The organism is Glycomyces dulcitolivorans, from assembly GCF_003265355.1.
Lineage (GTDB): Bacteria > Actinomycetota > Actinomycetes > Mycobacteriales > Micromonosporaceae > Glycomyces > Glycomyces dulcitolivorans.
This window is the reverse complement of sequence record NZ_QFRW01000059.1, coordinates 1-15242: the sequence shown is the minus strand read 5'-3', so window position 1 is coordinate 15242 and position 15242 is coordinate 1. Positions and strand designations below refer to the sequence as shown.

The following is a 15242-nucleotide window of genomic DNA, read 5'->3' as shown; positions in this document are numbered from 1 at the left end:
GCCCGACCTACCGGGAGTCGCTCCCGATCGCTGCAAGGAGTGCTCGGTACGTCGCCTCGACGTCACTGGGAACGCTCGCGACCACGACCGCTTGCGGCCGTTCGGCAACGAGCTTGCCGATCAAGCCGTGCCAGGCCCGCAATTCGTCCTCGCCGCCGGTCAGCAGCTCGTGCGCCTCGACATGGGTCGGATCGGCGGCCGCATCGGTCCGTTCGGCGAAGCGGCGCACGAGGCTCTCCTCGTCGTCCACGAGGAACACCTCGTCGAACCGCGCCCCGACCTCTGCCGCGATCGCCGCGAGCCGCTCGATGAACTCGACCCGTCCCACCAGCTGCGGTACCACCACGTCGTACCCTGCCGCAAGATGCTCGCGCACCGCGGCGATCGCGACCGAGCGGATGCGCAGACCGGCTCCGGTCGGGTCGTCACGCCAGCGTCCGAGCATGCGCCGCAACTGATCCAGGTCGAGCACGAGCGCCAGCGGACAGTCCTCCGCATACCGCCGCGCCAGCTTCGACTTCCCGACCGCCGGGGCCCCGTTGAGCAGGATCAGCCGAGGCACTGCACGAGTAACCGGCTCACCGGCAGCGGTAGAAGACGACCGTCTTCGGGAAGTCGAACGTCGCGTGCTCGGCGAAGTGGTCCGCCAGCTCCTGCTCGGCCGCAAGGAGAATCGCGGCCATCGCGTTGTCGTCGCGGCCGAGGAGCGATTGGATCGAGGCGAAGTAACGCAGCACTGGCCCCGGTTCGGGCACCGAGACCAGCCCGGTCGCCTCGAACACCTCCACTGAATCGAACGCCGCTTCCAGCAACCCCGGGGCGTTGGCCGAGTCGAATCCGCGAATCGCGTCTTGCCACGAGTAGCCGCCCGGGCCCAGCACCGGGTCGGCGACCCGGTGCCACAGCTCGGCCAGCTGCGCCATGTCGCCTCGGATGTTGGTCGAAGCGAGCAGCGTCCCGCCGGGCTTGAGCACCCGACGGAACTCGGCGACCGCCTCCGCCGGTTCGGGCACGTGGTAGAGCATGTGCATCGCCAGGACGAGGTCCGCGCTGGCATCGGGGTAGGGGATCGACCGGGCGTCGGCGACCATCACCGGCGCTTCGACTTCGGCCAGCATCCCCGGACCCTTGTCGATCGCGACCACCGTCGCCCGAGGGAAGTCCGCGCGCAGACGCTTGGTGTACCGCCCGAATCCCGCCCCGACATCGAGGACAAGCTTTTCGTCGAGGTCGCCCGGCAGCATTCCGACCGCGAAGTCCACTGGATCGAACCGCGGCTCCCGGTAGTCGTAGATGCTGATGCGGGTCTTGAGGTTCCCGGTGTCGCGGTAGTTGGCCATGACCTGATCGACGTCGACTGCCATACAGTGCCCCTTCGCATCTCGGCGAGAACGGAGCCGACGACGTTACAGCCCCACCCACGCCGTGGCAACCCTTTGCAGACCGCAGACCGCACCTGAAGCCGACTTCAGGCGGCTTCAGCGCCGCTTCAGGTTCCGGGGCGCACCATTGGCAGCTCCAGAGTGGCGTCGTTGGAAGCCCCGCCGCGGCGGCGCCGCCGGAACCAGAAGAGCAGACCGAGACCGATGAGGAGGAGGACTATGAGCGAAGCCGAAACGTAGACCCAGAGCGGCAGCGGCCCGATCGCGTCGGCGCCCGTTGCGGATGCCTCCTCCGCCTCCCGCGGGGAGTCCGTCCGCAGGACCACCGCACTGTTCTCATAGGAGACGGTGTAGGCGGTGCCCGCGACATCGAGCTCAGCGCCCTCGGCGAGACCGTCGAAGGTCCCGGTGAGACCGCCTGCGGCGGTGAGGACCGTGATCTCCTCGGGGAGCGCCGCCCCCTCCTCGACGGCGACCGCGAGCGTCCCACCGAGCACTGCCTCGCCGTCGACGGCAAGCCCGCCGCCTGCGCTGGCACTCGCGTCGGAGTCGGAGTCGGTACTCGTACCGGAACCGGCATCGGTGTCGGAACCAGCGTCGGAACTTGCATCCGCGCCGGAGTCGCCATCCGCGCCAGCGCTTGTATCGGAGCCGTCCTCAGCGCCGGTACCGGTGCCCACGGTCAATACCGCGGTGTCGCCGAGCGACAGGTTGCCGGCGATGGTGCTGGGGCCGGTCACCGTCAGGCCGGTGGTCACGTCGAGAGCGCCTGCGAGGCCGGCGTTGTCGAGGGTGAGTGCGCCCTCGGCGACCGACCAGGCGCCGGTCGCGGCGCTCGCGCCCGCGAACGTCCAGGTGCCGGGGCCCGACTTGACCAGGCCGCCTTCGCCTTCGAAGGCGCCCGCGTAGGCGGTGTCCTCCGCGCTGGCGACGGTCAGGGCCTCGGTGCCGAGTTTGACCGCTGCGCCTGCGACGCCGCTGAGGTCGGCCACGGTCTGGTCCCCGACCTGGGACAGGTCCAGGACCGCGCCGTCGCCGGTGAGGTCGACGCGGTCGGAGGCGGCGATGTCGCCGCCGGTGAGGGCGAGGGTGCCGTCGGAGACGATCGTCGCTCCGGTGTAGTCGGTGCCGCCGGTGAGCCGGAGGGTGGCGCTGCCGGCCTGCTCCAGGCTGCCACCGCCGTGGACGTCTTCGAGTTCGACCTCGGTGTCGGTGTTGTCGACCACGAGGGCGCCCTCGTCGATGATCTCGGTGCGCTCGCCGCCGACGAGCAGCCAGGCGTCGCCGCCGTCCTCGCCGGTGCCGAGCCGCAGCACCGCCTCGGCCTCGATCGTGGTCGCGCCGTCGTAGTTCTGCTGGTCGGCGAAGGTCACGTCGTTGCCCGGGGTGCCCGCGATCGTGACGTCGCCCCATCCGGGCGCGGCCATCGTGTCGTGGTAGCGGCCGCCGGAGATCGGCGCGCCCAGCTCGACGGGTCCGTTGTAGTCGAAGATGAGGTGCCCGCGCTGGTCGTGGTTGGCGCCGTGCAGGTTGATGTAGACGGTGTCGCGGTTGCCGGGCAGGAAGAACCGGTCGGTGGTGCCGTCGCCCCACTGGACCGTCGCGCCCTCGATGTTGATGCCGCGCTTGTTGTGGTTGTGGGCCACGACCTCGTAGTTCAGGGCCGGGTCCGACAGCGACGGGTCCGAGTCAGGTCCCGAGTCGGCCCACGAGTACACGCCGGTCATGACGACCTTCGTGCCGTCCAGTGCCGAGTGGAAGTTGATGTCGTTGCCCCACTCGCGCGAGTAGAAGTCCATGCCCAGGACCGTCTCGTTCTCGCGCTGGTTGTTGACGATGAACGACCCCTGATTCAGGATCTTCTCCACATCGGGCAGCTGCGACTGGTAGGCGCGGTCGGAGAAGTGGATGCCGGTGCCGTTGTAGATCGTCCCGGTGAACGTGTGGTCGCCCGCGAGCGCCAGGCCGTCCCACGTGAACCGCGGCTGCACCAGGTACCCCGACCCCGAGAGCACCCCGGGGTGGTAGCGGGGCCCGTGCACGGCGACGATGAGCGTCCCGTCGATCCGGTGGTTGAGCGAGTTCCACGCGAAGTCCGGTGTGTCGTAAGGGTAGTGGCCGATGAGCCCGGTCGACCCGGTCCCGTCGCCGTACTGGAGCGTCGCGCCCGCCTCGACCGTGACGGCGGGCGGGTCGGCGTCCTCGATACGGCTCCACGCCCACGGCTGGCCCACCACCTCGACGGTCTGCGACGACCCCGGGTAGGCGAAGTCGGAGTCCGCGGTGAGCACCAGCTTCCCCGCCCCGGAGACGGTGAGCGTCCCGGTCCCGGAGAAGCGGCCGCCGTAGACGATCTCCTCCCCGTCGCCCAGGCGCACCACCGCGTCCCCGTCGAGGACGACGTCCTCGCCCGCGCGAACCCGGGACGTGATGTCGTCGGCCGCCTGTGCCGGGGCGGCGGCGAACGGCACCGTCAGGAACGCGAGCGCGGCGGCCAGCAGGAGCCGCGGCCAGACCGGGCGAACCGGCGGCCCATTGACGTGTGAATCCTTCACAATGGCACAAGCTACCCGGAGTTTTTCAACGGTTCTCGGTGGGTCGTGTGCGAAACCCGGCCGAAATATCAGGGCCGAATCCGCGCCCCGGAGCGGCCCGAACCCGTTGCGGCACGGACCGCCCCGCCGGGCCGCGGACCGGGTTAGGGTGGGCCGTATGCATGTCGTCATCGCCGGAGGGCACGGACAGATCGCGCTGCTCCTGACCGAGATCCTGGCCGCCGAAGGACATTCCGTCACCGGACTCATCAGAAAGCCCGAGCAGTCCGAGGACATCGTCGCGATCGGCGGCCGCCCCATCGTCCTCGACCTCGAACGGGCCGACACCGAGCACCTCGCCGGACTCCTCGCCTCCGAGACCGGAGGCGCCGTCGACGCGGTCGTCTTCGCCGCGGGCGCCGGCCCCGGCAGCGGCGCCGCCCGCAAGGAGACCGTCGACCGCGCCGCCTCCGTGCTCCTCGCCGACGCCGCCGAGCAGGCCGGCGTCCGCCGCTTCCTCCAGATCTCCACCATGGGCGCCGGCACGGCCCCCGACCCGTCGCGCGACGAGGTCTGGGCCGCCTACCTCGAAGCGAAGACCGCCGCCGAGGACGACCTGCGCGCCAGGGACCTCGAATGGGTCATCCTCAGGCCCGGCGCCCTCACCAACGACCCGCCCGCCGGCACCGTGCTCCTCGGCGAGCCGTCCGTCGGACGCGGCGAGGTCACCCGCGCCGACGTCGCCGCCGTCATCGCCGAGCTCCTGCGCACCCCGGCGGTGTCCAGGAGGGTCCTGGAGCTGCGCGGCGGCGACGCCTCCGTCAAGGAAGCCGTGGCCGCCTTCACAACTCGACCCTGACACCGTCCGCAGTGGTCCGACTGCCCGCCGCAAACGCATATGCGGATTGCGTCGCCGAAACGGAGTGCTCGATACTGTACCGATGCGATTTGGTGTGGTTCCTTCCTCTGTCCGCCGCGACGTCCTCAACTGGCACGGCGAAGCCGGCCGGACTTGGCTCGACGAGCTCCCCAAGACGGTATGGAGCCTCAAGCGCGCGTGGTCCCTCCGGATCGACGGCACCCCCTACGACGGCGGATCGCACTCCTACGTCGTCCCGGTGCTCCTCGACGACGGCACCTCCGCCGTCCTCAAGGTGATCTACCGCGACGAGGAGAACCGCGCCGAGCCGACCGCGCTGCGCCAGTACGACGGCGACGGCGCCGTCCGCCTCCACGACTACGACCCCGAGACCGGCGCGATGCTCATGGAGCGCGCCGTCCCCGGCAACCGGCTCAAGTCCACCCGCTTCTTCGGGCACAAGACCCCCGCGGCCGCCTGGCGCCGCATCGGGATCGCCACCGGCCTCTACCGGCGCCTCTGGCGCCCTTACGAACCCGAGGCCGGCTACCCCGACCTGCCCACCGCCGCAGGCATGCTCGACACCTGGCGCGCCGATTACGCCGACGCGACCCCCGAGGTCCGCTACCGCGTCGGCGACGAGCGGCTCCGCGACGCCCTCGCCCTCTGCGACGCCCTCGCCGACCCGCCCGAGCTCGGCATCGGCAACCGCGACACCCACCTGAGCAACATCGTCTCCGCCGAACGCGAACCCTGGCTGGTCATCGACCCCAAGCCCTACCTCGCCGAACGCGCCTTCGACGGCGGCTACTTCCTGTTCAAGCAGCAGCTCCACGGCCCCCACAGCGGCACCGAACTGCTCCGCGCCGTCGCCGAGGGCCTCGGCGCCGACACCGAGCGCGTCCGCGCCTGGGCCCTGCTCCGCTTCACCGACCACCTCGCCGAGACCGCCGACGAACGGCACCTCGAAGCCGCGTCCAAGGCGATGCGCGAACTCGAAGACGCCTGAGGGGACCGCCGGAGCAACGCCCCGGCGGTCCGCCCGACGAATCAAACGCTTTCCGGCTCGAACGGGTGAAAAAAATCCGCGTCGGATTCCCGACTACCCGGCGAGTCGCCAACGAGTCGAACGGTCCTTTCAGGATTCCCCACGGCCCGTCCGGCGGCTCGCCAGGAGCCCCCGCAGACCGATCGCCCCGACCGCCGTCCCGAGCCCGAACGAGGCCACCGCCAGCGCCAGATGCACCCAGAAGTAGCCCGTTGGGTCGCCCGAGCCATCGAACGCCAGGCCGCTGACGTCCTTAAACAGGTTCTTGACGAACGTAATCCAGATTGCCCAGCTCCAAACCCCGAAGGCGAGCAGGAACACCGAGACGCCGCGACTGAGCTTCATGCCCCCCAGTATCCGACCCCCGCGGCCCCCGGACATTCCGGGCGCGCCCCACCGGGCCCCGGTCACGCCGCCGCCCGATTTGCCCGCTCACCTTCGACCGGCGCGCCGGATGCGCCTACTATCCTGGCCTTTGGAGACCCGGTGTCACTCTGTGCGGCAGTTGCGTGCATACCGTGGTCTGCGATGATGGAGACCGGATTGTCATCAATGCATGGAATGGCTGGCCCGGATGAGCGGACCTGACACACCCCTCCCGAAGGGGTATCCCGACCCCGAGGCCGTGGGCTGGCTCCGGACCGGCGACGTCGAGTACCTCGGACTCCACATCAGAATGACGATCAAGCCCGGCGACCGCATCGTGGAGCTCTGGGAACTCGACGACGGGCAGCCCGTGCGCTGGCTCGGCAACGTCTTCCGCGTCGACTCCGAACCGCCCGGCCTCTACCTCAACCACCAGTTCGAGCAACTCCTCAAGAGCCGGCCCCAGCGAGACGGACTCGCCCACCTCGCCGTCAAGTTCTGGAAGTCCTGACCCCGCCGTCACAACCCGACCGGCGACCATTGACCCTTTTAGAGGCACCCCATAAAGTGGTGGCCCTGCGGCACGCGATCACTGGGGGGCGGACATGGCGGCCAAGCAGGCGCGGGGACGGGAGACCGTCGAGCGGCTGCTCACCGCCGCCCTCGACCTCTACGACCGCACCGGCCCCGAGGGCTACACCATGACCGGCGTCATCAACGCCAGCGGCGTCAGCGTCGGCAGCCTCTACCACCACTTCGGCTCCTTCAACGGCCTCACCGCCGCCCTCTACACGCGCCTGTCCGCCGAGCTCCTCGACCGCCTCGTCGAAGCGGTCGAACCGCGCCGCACCGCCAAGACCGGCGTCCAGGCCTGCGTCACCGCCTACCTCGCCTGGTGTACCGAGAACCGCTCCAAAGCGCACTTCCTGCTGGCCATGCCCTACCAGGCCCACCTCATCACCCCGACCGATGCGATGCTCGCCGAGACCGCGCCCCAACTGGGCCGCATCCTCGCGTGGGTCGCCCCGCACATCGCCGCCGGACGCGTCGTCGACGTCCCCGACAGCCTGCTGGGGTGCCTGCTCATCGGGCCGGTGACCGAGGCCGTGACGCGCTGGCTCATCGGCATGCCCGGCGCCGACGACATCGCCGAGGCGTTCAAGTTCCTGCCCGACCGCATCTGGGCGTCGGTCAAGGGCCCCAACGCTTTAAGCGTTCCCGGGCGCGCGGGGCGCGCGGGACGTCACTCGCCGATGCGCTCCAGGGCCTCGACCAGCGGCTTGAAGTCCGGGTTCGCGCGGGCCTCGTCGAGCGCCTCCGCGAGCGCCCCGTCATGGGTGGGCCGGGCGGCGCCGAGGAGCCGGTTCCCCTCCTCGGTCACGTTCGTGTAGATCCCGCGCCGGTCGTCCTTGCAGATGGTCCGGGCCAGCAGCCCCCGGTCCTCCATCCGCGTCACCAGCCGTGTGGTCGCGCTCTGGCTCAGGACGATCGCCTCGGCGACCTCGCGCATCTGGAGGTGTCCGCCCTCGCCCTCGTACTGGCGACTGAGGACGGTGAGCAGGGAGAACTCGCGCACGCTCAGGTCGTGCTCGGCTTCGAGCCGGCGTCCGATCCGGTCGGCGATCCGCTCGTGCAGCGCCGACAGGGCGCACCAGTGCTGCGCGAGGGCGGTCATGGTCTCGGGGGCCGCGGTCACGGTGTTCCTCCCTCGGGCTCGGGCGATCTCGCCTATCCTAGCGTACGGCGATATACGTAACAGGCCAATTGCCGTCGCTTGCAACTAGCCCGCGTCTGCAAGTATCGTTGGCGGCGAACCGGGAACCCGCGTCCGCGACCGAAGGAGAACCAGATGAGCGACCAGCTGCACGTCGCCATGCTCGGCACCGGCATCATGGGGGCCGCCATGGCCCGCAACCTCGCCCGTGCCGGGCACCGCGTCACCGCCTGGAACCGCAGCCGCGACAAGGCCGAACCCCTCGCCGCCGTCGGCGTCCGCATCGCCGGCACCCCCGCCGCAGCCGTCGACGGCGCCGACGCCATCGTCACCATGCTCCACGACGGCCCCGCCGCCAAGGACGTCATCGCCCAGGCCGCCCCCGCGCTCGCGCCCGGCACCCGCTGGATCCAGTCCACCACCGCCGGCATCGCTGCCCTCGCCGACCTGGCCGCCCTCGCCGACGAGTACGGCCTCGTGTTCTTCGACGCGCCCGTCCTCGGCACCCGCGCCCCCGCCGAAGCCGGACAGCTCACCGTCCTCGCCGCCGGACCGAACGGCGACCCCGTCGCCGACGCCGTCTTCGACGCTGTGGGCGCCAAGACCGTCTGGACCGGGACCGAAGGCGCCGACGGCAGCGCCACCCGCCTCAAACTCGTCGCCAACAGCTGGGTCCTCGTCCTCACCCACGGCATCGGCGAAGTCCTCGCCCTCGCCGAAGGCCTCGGCGTCGACCCCCAGGGCTTCTACGACCTCATCAAGGGCGGCCCCCTCGACGCCGGCTACGCCCACGCCAAAGGCGCCCTCATCCTCGACGGCACCACCGGACAGACCAGCTTCGGCCTCGACACCGCCCTCAAGGACACCCGGCTCATCCTCGACGCCGCCCGTGCGAACGGCGTCCGCCTCGACCTCGCCGAAGCCGGCGCCGAACGCTTCCGCCGCGCCTCCGAACAGGGCCGCGGCGACGACGACATGGCCGCGAGCTACTTCGCGAGCTTCGACAAGTAACCAAGCAGCACCAGGGGGAACGACACCATGGCGAAGATCCTGTTCATCATGACCGGCGCGAGCGAATGGACGCTCAACGACGGCACCACCCACACCACCGGCTTCTGGGCCGAAGAGGCCGTCGTCCCGCTCCAGGCGTTCAAGGACGCCGGGCACGCGGTCACCGTCGCCACGCCCGGCGGCGTCGTCCCGCCCGCCGACCCCGTCAGCTTCGACCCCGTCCTCGCCGGAGGCCCCGAGAACGCCGCCCGCTACCGCGACGCCGTCGCCACCGCCCCCGAGTTCGCCGCCCCGATCGACCTCGCGGCCGCCGACCTCGCCGACTACGACGCCCTGTACGTCCCCGGCGGCCACGGCCCCATGGAGGACCTCGCCGTCGACGACCGCTCCGGCGCCCTCCTCACCGGCGCGCTCGCGGCCGGCAAGCCCGTCGGCCTCGTCTGCCATGGCCTGGCCGCGCTCCTGCCCGCCACCGGACCCGACGGCGCGAACGCCTTCGCCGACTACCGCATCACCGGGTTCACCGACCGCGAAGAGCGCCTCGGCGCCCTCGCCGACAAGGCCCCGTGGCTCCTCCAGACCCGCCTCGAACAGGCCGGACTCGACTTCGTCGCCGGAGACCCGTTCACCTCCCACGTCGTGGTCGACCGCGCCGTCGTCACCGGCCAGAACCCGCAGTCGTCCCACACCGCGGCCGACGAGCTGCTGAAACTCATCGGTTAGACGTACCCTTGGGGCCGCCGCGACCCGGCGGCCCCGGCCCCCCGAAGACCGAACACCTTCCAGAAGGACCCGCACGTGACCAGCAACCTGTTCTCGCCGCTCACCATCCGAGGCACCGAGATCCCCAACCGCGCCTGGATGGCCCCGATGTGCCAGTACAGCGCCGACACCACCGGCCCCGGCACCGGCGCCCCCAACGACTGGCACGTCCAGCACTACGGCTCCCGCGCCGTCGGCGGCGCCGGACTCATCCTCACCGAGGCCACCGCGGTCACCGCCGAAGGCCGCATCAGCATCGGCGACCTCGGCATCTGGAACGACGCCCAGGTCGAGGGCCACCGCCGCCTGACCGCCCTCATGCGCGCCCACGGCGCCGTCCCCGGCATCCAGCTCGCCCACGCCGGCCGCAAGGCCACCTCCGACCTGGAGTTCAACGGCGGCCGCGCCCTCGACCCGAGCGAAGGCGGCTGGATCCCGGTCGCGCCCAGCGCGGTCGCCTTCAGCGAATCCCGGCCCGTGCCCCACGTCCTGACCGCTGACGAGGTCCAGGGCGTCGTCGACGCCTTCGCCACGGCGGCGCGCCGGTCCCTCGACGCCGGCTACGAGGTCATCGAGATCCACGGCGCCCACGGGTACCTCGTGCACGAGTTCCTCTCCCCGGTGTCGAACCGGCGCGAGGACCGGTACGGCGGCTCCTTCGAGAACCGCACCCGCCTCGCGATCGAGATCACCGACGCCGTCCGCGCCGAGGTGGGGGACCGGGTGCCGGTGTTCTTCCGCGTCTCGGCGACCGACTGGATCGAACCCGAGGGCTGGACCGCCGACGAGACCGTGCGGCTCGCCGCGCTGCTGCGCGAGCACGGCATCGACCTGCTCGACGTCTCCAGCGGCGGCAGCGTCCAGCGCGCCGACATCCCCACCGCGCCCGGCTACCAGGTGCCGTTCGCCGCGCGGGTGCGCCGCGAGACCGGCCTCCCGACCGGCGCGGTCGGCCTCATCACCGAGCCGCGCCAGGCCGAGAAGATCCTCGCCGCCGGCGAAGCCGACGCGATCTTCCTCGGCCGCGAACTCCTCCGCAACCCGTACTGGCCCCTCCAGGCCGCCCGCGAGCTCGGCGACGAGGTCCCGGTCCCGGCCCAGTACCGCCGGGCCTAGCGCGGACGCGGATTGTCGGCCCCCGGTGTCACCCTTGTGCCGGGGGCCCAACGATGTCCGTTTTGAAGGGCGACGCCCTAACTTCGGCGGTTTCATATTTCGGAGCCGGGAGCCGGGAGCCGGGAGCCGGGAGCCGGGAGCCGGGAGCCGGGAGCCGGGAGCCGGGAGCCGGGAGCCGGGAGCCGGGAGCCGGGAGCCGGGAGCCGGGAGCCGCACTCCTCACCGGATGGCGAGGTCGGCGCAGACCTCCTCGGTCGGCCCGCAACGGATGATCCGGCCCGACTCCATGACCGCCACGCGATGCGCAAACCCGCGCACCGCCTCCAAGTCGTGGCAGATGAACAGGTAACCCAGGCCCAGCCGCTCCTGCAACCCCACCAGCAGATCGAAGATCCCCTGCCGGAGCGGAGCGTCCAACGCCGAGGTCGGCTCGTCGAGAACCAGTAGCTTCGGATCGCTCGCAAGCGCCCGCGCCAGATTCACGCGCTGGCACTGGCCGCCCGACAGCTCGTGCGGACGCCGTTCGGCCAGTTCGGGATCGAGCCCGGTCGTCGCGAACAGCTCCCGCACCCGCGCCGGCCCCGCCATCGGATCCCACCGGCCCTGAACCCGCAGCGGCTCGGCCACTGCGTCTCCGGCCGTCAACCTTGGACTGAGCGACCCGTACGGATCCTGAAGCACCGGCTGCATACGCGGCCGCAACGCCCGCAACGCCCGCAGCTCCCGCCGCCCCATCCCGACCAGGTCCCGCCCCTCGAACCGGACCGCACCACCCCGCGCCTCGACCAACCGCAGCACCGCCGCAGCCGTCGACGACTTCCCCGACCCCGACGGCCCGATCAACGCCAACGTCTCCCCAGCCGCCACCTCGAACGACACCCGGTCCACCGCCCGATGCCACCTTCGCCGACCGGCCCTCATAATCAACCTGCCGCTGCCGCTGCCGCTGCCGCTGCCGCTGCCGCTGCCGCTGCCGCTGCCGCTGCCGCTGCCGCTGCCGCTGCCGCTGCCGCTGCCGCTGCCTTCGCCTCTCGCGCTGCCGCTGCCTTCGCCTCTCGCGCTGCCGCTGCTACCCCTGTCCTCGGGCGCACCGTCGAAATCGCTCTTTGCGGATCGGCCGTGGCGCGTCACGTGTGACATGTGATATTCCACTGTCAACTCCTCGACCGACAGCAGCGGCACCCGCTCGCGCAGCGGCTCACGGGGCTTCACCACGGGCCGGACCGGCGCCGCGTCGGCGAGGAGCCGACCGCGGCCTATCGTGAGGACCCGGTCGGCGTACGCCTCGACCACCGCCGTGTCATGGGTGATGAGCAGCAGCGCCGTACCCGACTCCGCGCACCGCCGCTTGAGCAGGTCGAGAATCTGCGTCCGTGTGGCGGTGTCGAGGGCGGTCGTGGGCTCGTCGGCGACGATCAGCTTGGGTCCGTTGGCCATCGCGAGGGCGATCACGGCGCGCTGGCGCATGCCCCCGGAGAACTGGTGCGGGAAGTCTCGGGCCCGCGCGGTCGCATCTGCGATGCCAACCGAGGCGAGCGCCTCGGTCGCGGCCGCCCATGCGGCGGCGCGCCCGACGCCCTGGACCGAGCGAATCGCGGCGGCGATCTGGTCGCCGACGCGATGGACCGGGCTGAGGACCGTGAGCGCGTCCTGCGGGATGTACCCGAGCGTGCGCCCGCGCAGGCGCGCGAGCGCCTGCCGGTCGGCGCTGATCAGGTCCGTTCCTTCCACAACCGTGCGACCGGAAGTGCGGGCGGAGCGGGGGAGTAGCCCGAGGATCGCCTTGGCGGTCAACGACTTCCCCGCACCGGAAGCTCCGACCAGCGCCACCGTCTCGCCCGGCGCGATTGCGAAGGAAATCCCGCGCACGGCCTCGACCCCGGGCAGCGACACGTCCAGATCGGCGACTTCGAGCACGGGAGTGGGCAATCGGGTCGAGGACAGGTCTGCTTGGGCCACAGTCGATCCGCCGCAACATTCTGCGGCCTGAATCCTCGGATCGCCGCTGGCGACGGGTCGCCGCCCGGAGGAGGTGTCGTTGAGCTCGGGATCGGCCGTGCGGCCGCCACGCTCGTGGTCGGTGCTCACGCCCGTACCGCCTTTCGCCGCGCGATTCCGGTGATATTCGCGCTTGAGACCGTCAGGGCCGCAAGCAGAGCGATCGCAACTGCCGGCGCCAGCGCCGCAACCGGAGCGACCTCCACATAGGCCCGCGACTCCTCCAGCAGCAGACCCCATTCAGGAGTCGGCGGCTGCGTGCCGAGACCCAGGAACCCCAGCGCGGCGATCGCCAGGGCCGTCCCCGGGAGTCGCAGCACTGCATGACGCGCCAGCGGCCCTGCGACCGCGGGCAGCAAGTGCCGCAACGTGATCCAGTCGGCGCTCGCGCCCATGGCCCGCTGCGCCGTCAGGTACGAGGCCGCCCGCGCCTCCTGCGTCAGTGCCGCCGCGTGCGCGGTCAGGTTCGGCCAGGACACCGCCGCGACCGCGATCGCCGCCCCGGCCGTACCCGGTCCGAGTGCGGCCGCGACCAGGACACCGGCGATGACCGGCGGCACGGCATTGGCGACGTCGGCGATTCCCGAGGCGACCCGCGGTGCGAACCCGAGACCCAGCGACAGCAGGAACCCGAAGGCGCACACCGCGACCGCGGACCCGACCGTGCGCGCCGCGCCGTGGCCGAGCCGCGCCAGGACGTCCCGTCCGAGTGCGTCGGTGCCCAGCGGGTGCGCCCAGGAGGGAGCCAGCAGTTTTAGCGACACGTCCACGGTGAGCGGATCGCGCAGCAGCCCCCAACCGACGAGGACCAGCAGCACCGCCGCGAACACCGCCGGCAGTACGAACTGCGCCGCGCCCGAGGCCCCGCGGGCTGCTGGTGGCGGACTCAGGGCCGCGTCGCGCAGGCCCGTCCCGAGCATCGCGCGCCGTGCGAAATGCGCGACCGCGCCCGCGACCAGGCCGAGGCAGATGAGCGCGAGCACGCAGCCCTGGAGCAGCGGCAGGTCCTGAGACTTGGCCGCCCCCAACGCAGTCCGGCCGATGCCCGGGATCGCGAAGATCGTCTCCACCGCGACCGCCCCGCCGGTCAGGGCCACCACGACCAGGCCCAACTGCGGCACCACCGACGGCAGCGCCCGCCGCAGCGCGGCCGCCGCGATCCGTCCCTCGGTGACCCCCGAGGAGCGCCACAGCCCGACCCACCGCTCGTCGAACGCCCCCGGCAGGGCGTCCCCGACGAGCCGCCCGATCATCGCGCCGGCCGGGACGCCGAGCGCGATCGCGGGCAGCACCAGGTGCTCAGGCCCGGCCCAGCCGGAGGTCGGCAGCCAGCCGAGCCACACCCCGCAGACGATGAGTCCGACCGTGGCGAGAAGGAATTCGGGGCACGCCACCAGGATCGCCCCGACCGCGCCGCCGGGCCGCCCTTCGGGCAGCGTCCCGCGGGCGCCGCGCACCAGCGTCGGCGCACACAACAAGGCCGCCAGGACCAGGGCCACCGCCAGCGCTCCTGCCATGAGCGTCAACGAGGTCGCGAGCCCGGAGGCCACCGCGGGCGCGACCGGGTAGCCCGAGACCCATGACGTTCCCAAGTCCCCCTTGAGGAGCCCGGTCGCCCACTGTCCGAGCAGTGCCAGCGGCCCGGCATCCAGACCCAGGTCGGCGCGGATCGCCGCGAGCGCCTCGGGGGTCGCCTCCTGCTCGGCGGACTTGGCGCGCAGGACCGTCAGCGCCGGGTCGTTGCGGGAGAGCCACGGCAGCATTCCCACGACCGCCAGGAGCACGGCGAGCGCGGCCAGTCTCGCCAGGATCGTGCGCACGCCTAGGCCAGCCGCGTCTCGGGTCCGACGAGCTCCCGCTCACGCGGGTCCTTAATAGACCCGGTCACGGTCGCGGCGTCGCCTTGGATGACCCGTTCGTGCAGGAGCGGGATCGCGGCGTCCGCATTCAGGATCAACGTCTCCGCGTCGAGGACCGCCGCACGTCGCGCCTCACCGGGGACCGCGGCGGCGGCCGTGTCGAGGGCCGCGTCCACGCCTGCGTCGGCGAACTGCGAGAGGTTGAACGAGCCGTCGGAGGCGAAGTCGGAGTACAGGTAGGCGACCGGGTCGCCGGAGTCGAGGACCGTGGCCCGCGAGAGCAGGAACGCGTCGAACGCCCCGTCGAGGGCGTCGGCCTCGATGTTGGCGTACTCGCGGACGTCGAGCTCCACAGTGAACCCGGCGTCCTGGAGCTGCTGCTGGAGGACCTGCGCGACCTCGGGCAGTTCGGCGCGGTCGGTGAAGGTGCCCAAGGTGATCGCGATGCCGGCGGGGTCGGCCGCGGCGGCGGGATCGGTCCGGCCTTCGCGGGCGGCGGCCCACGGGATCGCGGGCCCGAGCAGGCCCTCGGCGAGGTCGGCGCGGCCGTCGTAGACGCCGTCGACGAGCGCGGCGGCGTCGATCGCCCCGCG

14 protein-coding genes and 1 pseudogene are annotated in these 15242 nt (G+C 71.8%); 7 read left to right on the top strand and 8 right to left on the bottom strand.

The genetic code is table 11. The annotated features are described in order from the left end of the window. Window positions 1-7: 7 nt before the first annotated feature. The 3 genes from DI269_RS04455 to DI269_RS04445 all read right to left on the bottom strand — a co-directional run bounded on the left by DI269_RS04455 (window position 8) and on the right by DI269_RS04445 (window position 3937). Window positions 8-562 (bottom strand): AAA family ATPase, encoded by a 555-nt coding sequence (locus DI269_RS04455; protein ID WP_112133922.1) that lies wholly within the window; start codon window positions 560-562, stop codon window positions 8-10. A gap of 16 nt (window positions 563-578) precedes the next feature. Beyond that, entirely contained in the window at window positions 579-1364 is a 786-nt protein-coding gene (locus tag DI269_RS04450; protein WP_112133921.1) for a class I SAM-dependent methyltransferase, read from the bottom strand. A 125-nt stretch (window positions 1365-1489) separates the two neighbouring features. Then, a complete protein-coding gene (locus tag DI269_RS04445; RefSeq protein WP_112133920.1) occupies window positions 1490-3937 on the bottom strand; it encodes an autotransporter-associated beta strand repeat-containing protein in 2448 nt (815 codons plus the stop codon). A gap of 157 nt (window positions 3938-4094) precedes the next feature. On the opposite strand from DI269_RS04445, the gene DI269_RS04440 reads away from it, so the two are divergent. Together DI269_RS04440 and DI269_RS04435 are read left to right on the top strand one after the other, a co-directional pair. After that, window positions 4095-4775 carry an SDR family oxidoreductase gene (locus tag DI269_RS04440; RefSeq protein ID WP_112133919.1) on the top strand — a complete coding sequence of 227 codons (681 nt, stop codon included), beginning with the start codon at window positions 4095-4097 and terminating at the stop codon, window positions 4773-4775. A gap of 94 nt (window positions 4776-4869) precedes the next feature. After that, window positions 4870-5784 carry an aminoglycoside phosphotransferase family protein gene (locus DI269_RS04435; protein ID WP_157974758.1) on the top strand — a complete coding sequence of 305 codons (915 nt, stop codon included), beginning with the start codon at window positions 4870-4872 and terminating at the stop codon, window positions 5782-5784. Between the two features lie 129 nt (window positions 5785-5913). On the opposite strand, the gene DI269_RS27610 is transcribed toward DI269_RS04435, so the two are convergent. Next, window positions 5914-6168, bottom strand: a complete 255-nt coding sequence (locus DI269_RS27610; protein WP_198667139.1) for an SCO4848 family membrane protein — start codon at window positions 6166-6168, stop codon at window positions 5914-5916. A 229-nt stretch (window positions 6169-6397) separates the two neighbouring features. Between DI269_RS27610 and DI269_RS04425 the strand changes: the two genes are divergently transcribed. Together DI269_RS04425 and DI269_RS28555 are read left to right on the top strand one after the other, a co-directional pair. Beyond that, window positions 6398-6700: a hypothetical protein gene (locus DI269_RS04425; RefSeq protein WP_157974757.1), complete on the top strand. Its 303-nt coding sequence runs from the start codon at window positions 6398-6400 to the stop codon at window positions 6698-6700. Between the two features lie 94 nt (window positions 6701-6794). After that, window positions 6795-6953, top strand: a pseudogene (locus tag DI269_RS28555) (TetR/AcrR family transcriptional regulator); the annotation flags it as partial. Between the two features lie 479 nt (window positions 6954-7432). On the opposite strand, the gene DI269_RS04415 reads toward DI269_RS28555, so the two are convergent. Beyond that, on the bottom strand, window positions 7433-7864 hold the full coding sequence (locus DI269_RS04415; protein ID WP_112133938.1) for a MarR family winged helix-turn-helix transcriptional regulator: 432 nt from the start codon (window positions 7862-7864) through the stop codon (window positions 7433-7435). A gap of 99 nt (window positions 7865-7963) precedes the next feature. Between DI269_RS04415 and DI269_RS04410 the strand changes: the two genes are divergently transcribed. The 3 genes from DI269_RS04410 to DI269_RS04400 all read left to right on the top strand — a co-directional run bounded on the left by DI269_RS04410 (window position 7964) and on the right by DI269_RS04400 (window position 10792). Beyond that, complete coding sequence (locus DI269_RS04410; RefSeq protein ID WP_332871927.1) at window positions 7964-8914, top strand: NAD(P)-dependent oxidoreductase; 951 nt, start codon at window positions 7964-7966, stop codon at window positions 8912-8914. A 27-nt stretch (window positions 8915-8941) separates the two neighbouring features. After that, window positions 8942-9637 carry a type 1 glutamine amidotransferase domain-containing protein gene (locus DI269_RS04405; protein WP_112133915.1) on the top strand — a complete coding sequence of 232 codons (696 nt, stop codon included), beginning with the start codon at window positions 8942-8944 and terminating at the stop codon, window positions 9635-9637. A 75-nt stretch (window positions 9638-9712) separates the two neighbouring features. Then, entirely contained in the window at window positions 9713-10792 is a 1080-nt protein-coding gene (locus DI269_RS04400) for an NADH:flavin oxidoreductase/NADH oxidase (protein ID WP_112133914.1), read from the top strand. A 219-nt stretch (window positions 10793-11011) separates the two neighbouring features. On the opposite strand, the gene DI269_RS04395 is transcribed toward DI269_RS04400, so the two are convergent. From DI269_RS04395 to DI269_RS04385, 3 genes are all read right to left on the bottom strand, one after another. After that, window positions 11012-12880, bottom strand: a complete 1869-nt coding sequence (locus DI269_RS04395) for an ATP-binding cassette domain-containing protein (RefSeq protein ID WP_112133913.1) — start codon at window positions 12878-12880, stop codon at window positions 11012-11014. After that, complete coding sequence (locus DI269_RS04390; RefSeq protein WP_112133937.1) at window positions 12877-14553, bottom strand: ABC transporter permease subunit; 1677 nt, start codon at window positions 14551-14553, stop codon at window positions 12877-12879. The genes DI269_RS04395 and DI269_RS04390 overlap by 4 nt, the downstream gene beginning before the upstream one ends. Before the next feature lie 59 nt (window positions 14554-14612). Further along, window positions 14613-15242, bottom strand: a 630-nt coding sequence (locus tag DI269_RS04385) for an ABC transporter substrate-binding protein (protein WP_198667134.1), incomplete at its 5' end; no start/stop codon positions are given.

Coding starts and splice junctions, on each gene's coding strand:
- DI269_RS04440 (WP_112133919.1), top strand. CDS start 4,095: ATGCATGTCGTCATCGCCGGAGGGCACGGACAGATCGCGCTGCTCCTG.
- DI269_RS04450 (WP_112133921.1), bottom strand. CDS start 1,364: ATGGCAGTCGACGTCGATCAGGTCATGGCCAACTACCGCGACACCGGG.
- DI269_RS04415 (WP_112133938.1), bottom strand. CDS start 7,864: ATGACCGCCCTCGCGCAGCACTGGTGCGCCCTGTCGGCGCTGCACGAG.
- DI269_RS27610 (WP_198667139.1), bottom strand. CDS start 6,168: ATGAAGCTCAGTCGCGGCGTCTCGGTGTTCCTGCTCGCCTTCGGGGTT.
- DI269_RS04390 (WP_112133937.1), bottom strand. CDS start 14,553: ATGCTGCCGTGGCTCTCCCGCAACGACCCGGCGCTGACGGTCCTGCGC.
- DI269_RS04425 (WP_157974757.1), top strand. CDS start 6,398: ATGAGCGGACCTGACACACCCCTCCCGAAGGGGTATCCCGACCCCGAG.
- DI269_RS04405 (WP_112133915.1), top strand. CDS start 8,942: ATGGCGAAGATCCTGTTCATCATGACCGGCGCGAGCGAATGGACGCTC.